The organism is uncultured Limnohabitans sp., from assembly GCF_937889215.1.
Taxonomy (GTDB): domain Bacteria; phylum Pseudomonadota; class Gammaproteobacteria; order Burkholderiales; family Burkholderiaceae_C; genus Limnohabitans_A.
The window spans coordinates 1-3,042 of the sequence record NZ_CALBEX010000040.1 but is presented as its reverse complement, the minus strand read 5'-3'; the positions used below and the strand labels follow the sequence as shown (position 1 = coordinate 3,042).

The 3,042-nt window shown below is 59.2% G+C and carries 3 protein-coding genes; all 3 read right to left on the bottom strand.

Annotated elements, in window-relative coordinates:
• The coding region (gene dusA / locus Q0341_RS00980; RefSeq protein ID WP_366522658.1) for a tRNA dihydrouridine(20/20a) synthase DusA at positions 1-835 on the bottom strand (835 nt) is incomplete at its 3' end.
• A 350-nt stretch (positions 836-1,185) separates the two neighbouring features.
• The gene (locus tag Q0341_RS00975) at positions 1,186-2,280 is read right to left on the bottom strand and encodes a lipocalin-like domain-containing protein (protein WP_299509953.1); all 1,095 of its coding nucleotides are present in this window, start codon (positions 2,278-2,280) and stop codon (positions 1,186-1,188) included.
• 5 nt (positions 2,281-2,285) lie between these two features.
• A partial coding sequence (locus Q0341_RS00970; protein WP_299509951.1) for an FtsX-like permease family protein occupies positions 2,286-3,042 on the bottom strand: 757 nt, incomplete at its 5' end.

Here is a 3,042-nt window from a genome sequence, read left to right as displayed (position 1 = left end):
GCCCGTGGTACAGGCCCAGCATGTGCCGCGCAATCGCATACCAAGGGCAACCGTCTTCGGCAAAGGCGCGCTCCATGTAGGCCACCATGGCCTCTTCCACCGCCTCGCGGCTGGGCACGTCGTGGGTATCGCCATAAAACGCGGCGTCCCAAGTGCCCAAAAGCCAAGGGTTGTAATAGGCCTCGCGCCCGACCATCACGCCGTCGGCATGCTGCAGATGCTGCGCGATCTCATCGTTGGTCTTGATGCCGCCGTTCACGGCGATCAGCAGCCCCGGAAAGTCTTTCTTAAGCTGGTAGGCCAGCTCGTAGCGCAGCGGCGGGATTTCGCGGTTTTCTTTCGGGGACAGGCCATCGAGCCAGGCATTGCGGGCGTGCACGATGAACACCTTGCAACCGGCCTCGCTCACGGTGCCCACAAAGTCGCGCACAAAGTCGTAGCTTTCGATGCGGTCAATGCCAATGCGGTGCTTGACCGTCACCGGCACATCGACCACATCGAGCATGGCTTTCACGCCGTCGGCCACAGTGCGCGGCTCGTTCATCAAGCAAGCACCAAATGCGCCGCGCTGCACACGGTCACTGGGGCAGCCGCAGTTGAGGTTGATCTCGTCGTAGCCCCATTCCTGGCCCAGCTTGGCGGCATGGGCCAGATCGGCGGCGTCGCTGCCGCCCAATTGCAGAGCCACAAGGTGTTCTTCGGCATTGAAGCGCAAATGCCGCTGCACGCTGCCGTGGCGCAAAGCACCCGTGGTCACCATCTCGGTGTAAAGCAAGGTGTGGCGGGTCAACAGGCGGTGGAAAAATCGGCAATGCCGGTCAGTCCAGTCCATCATCGGGGCGACGCTCAGCCGCCATGGGCTCAGGGCTGGATGGCTATGGTCTTTCTTTTCTGAAATTGGCTGCATTGAGGGCATTTTTAAACATGAAGTGCGCAAGCATGGCGCACGAAGGCAAGATTTGGATCAACAGGTTTCAATCAACTTGAACACTCAGACCCTCGTATGCGCACCATTCTCGCAGCTCGATTGCCAGACATAGAGGGTGCGGCTGCGTCGGCATGGACTTCATCGATCTGCGACCATGGATACGGCAGATCAAGCCAGTAAATGGGCAGCGCAAATTTCCGCCAAGCCGCATCGTCGAACTTGCCCCAACACCCGGGGGGCTGCGGCCCAACGGGCCATCAAATGCGCAAAGGCGCGCCATAGCCGGTCAGCTCCAAATAGCCGTGGCCCAGCAATCGGTCAGCCTGCATCAAACTGACGGCCCCCTCCCAGTAAAAACCACCCGTGCTGGCGCGGGCATCCACCTCTTGCGCCAGCATCAGCGGCACGAGACGGAAGCTTTGGCCACCCACCACCAAATCCATGGGTATGGGGTAATCGATCAATGCCTTGGAGCGCCAGCTGCCACGGGCATGCCACGTCAACCCATTCCAAGCCTGGGTGGACAGACCCTCGCGATCACGCGCATCGACATGCGCGTAAAGTGGCTCTGATTTTTGGTTGCGAATTTGAAAAGCCATCAAGGTTCCGCCATCGAGCAAATTGATGCCCAACCAGTCCCAACCCACCGCTCCCGGCATCAACAATTGGCTGGACCACTCGTGGTCTAGCCACGCTTTGCCCTCAAGCTTTTGAGATTGCTGGCCCAATTGCATTTGGGCATTGACGCGCAAAGGCGCGCGGCTGTAATAGTGGCTCGCTTGCAAGGCCTCAGGACCTTTTTGCGACCAACCTTCTTGCCCACGCAAAATGACGGCTTGTTGGGTGCTGGCTTCAAACGACAGGGCAAAGCCCTCACCTGAAAAATGTCCCTCGTAGACTTCTGCAGCTGCGCGTTGCACACGGCGCAAGTGCCAGTCTTCGAACTGCAAGTCGGTGTCTGCCGTTTCAGCACGCAAGGCTGTGCCGCTGAGGCGCCCGGCACGATTGGCATGCAGAAAAACATCCTGCTTCGCCACCGACATCGCCGCATGCGCAAACAACAACTGAGTGGGTGCCAAACGGCTGGGGTTGTCGACGGCATGCTGGGTTCGGCTGCGAAAAAAAGTCAGCTGAAACCCGATCGCCGAAGGCCCTTGCCCCAGCCACCCGGTGAGATACCACCACTCGGTGCGGTAAGCGGGATGTGCGCCGTGGTCCCTTGGAAACACCAAACGCCTTGGCTTGACCGCTGGATAAAACGCCGCCTCAGTGGCCGCGAAGCTGGACGACCAAGGCGAGAGACCTGCCAACATCAAGGCAGCAGTTTTGATGGCGTGACGGCGAGGTGTCATGGGGTTTACCAATCCGCACGCAGGCTTTGGGCCAAACGCTGAGGATCAAGGCCTTGACGTGCCGCCCATCGCGCAGTCAGCACGCCGATCAACAACAACAAAAGACTGATCAGGGCCCATTGCCCCATGTCGAAATGGGTGTTCATGGTCCAGTGAAAAGACTCCGGGTTGACTTTGTGAATCAAGATCTGGCTCATCAACCCTCCCAACAAACTGGCCCACACGACGGCGATCAGCAACAACATGCCCACCTCCAAAGACACCAAGCGCCAACGGTCAGGCTCGGACATGCCCAAATGCGCCAGCAAACCAAACTCACGTCGGCGCAAAATCAGCTGCCCCGTCACCCCAGCGGCAACCGAGAACAATGCCACAAACAAGGCGGCCGCTTCGAGTGCGTAAGTCATCGCAAAACTGCGGTCGAAAATTTGGAGTGAAAGCTGACGCACATCGCTGGCACTGATCCATTTCAGGTGCGCCAACTCAGGCAATTGGGCTTGAATCTGCGCCATGACCATGGCGGGGTCAGCGCCCTTGGCCAACCACACCGAAACACCGGAGCGAGAGCGGTCACCGGTGAGTCGCTCATAGTCGGCCGTGGCCATCACCACCGTCCCGTGTTGTCGACCGTAATCACGGAACAAGCCACCCACCCACACCGTTTGCTGGCCTTGCGCATTCAACGGCAACAAGGCTTCTTGGCCTGCGCGCCAGCCATACAAGTCGGCCATCGCCTCGGAGCCAAACACCACCAAGCTGTCC

What these genes read in the sequence shown, in the direction of transcription:
- Q0341_RS00975 (WP_299509953.1), bottom strand. Translation starts at nt 2,280, where the DNA reads ATGACACCTCGCCGTCACGCCATCAAAACTGCTGCCTTGATGTTGGCA.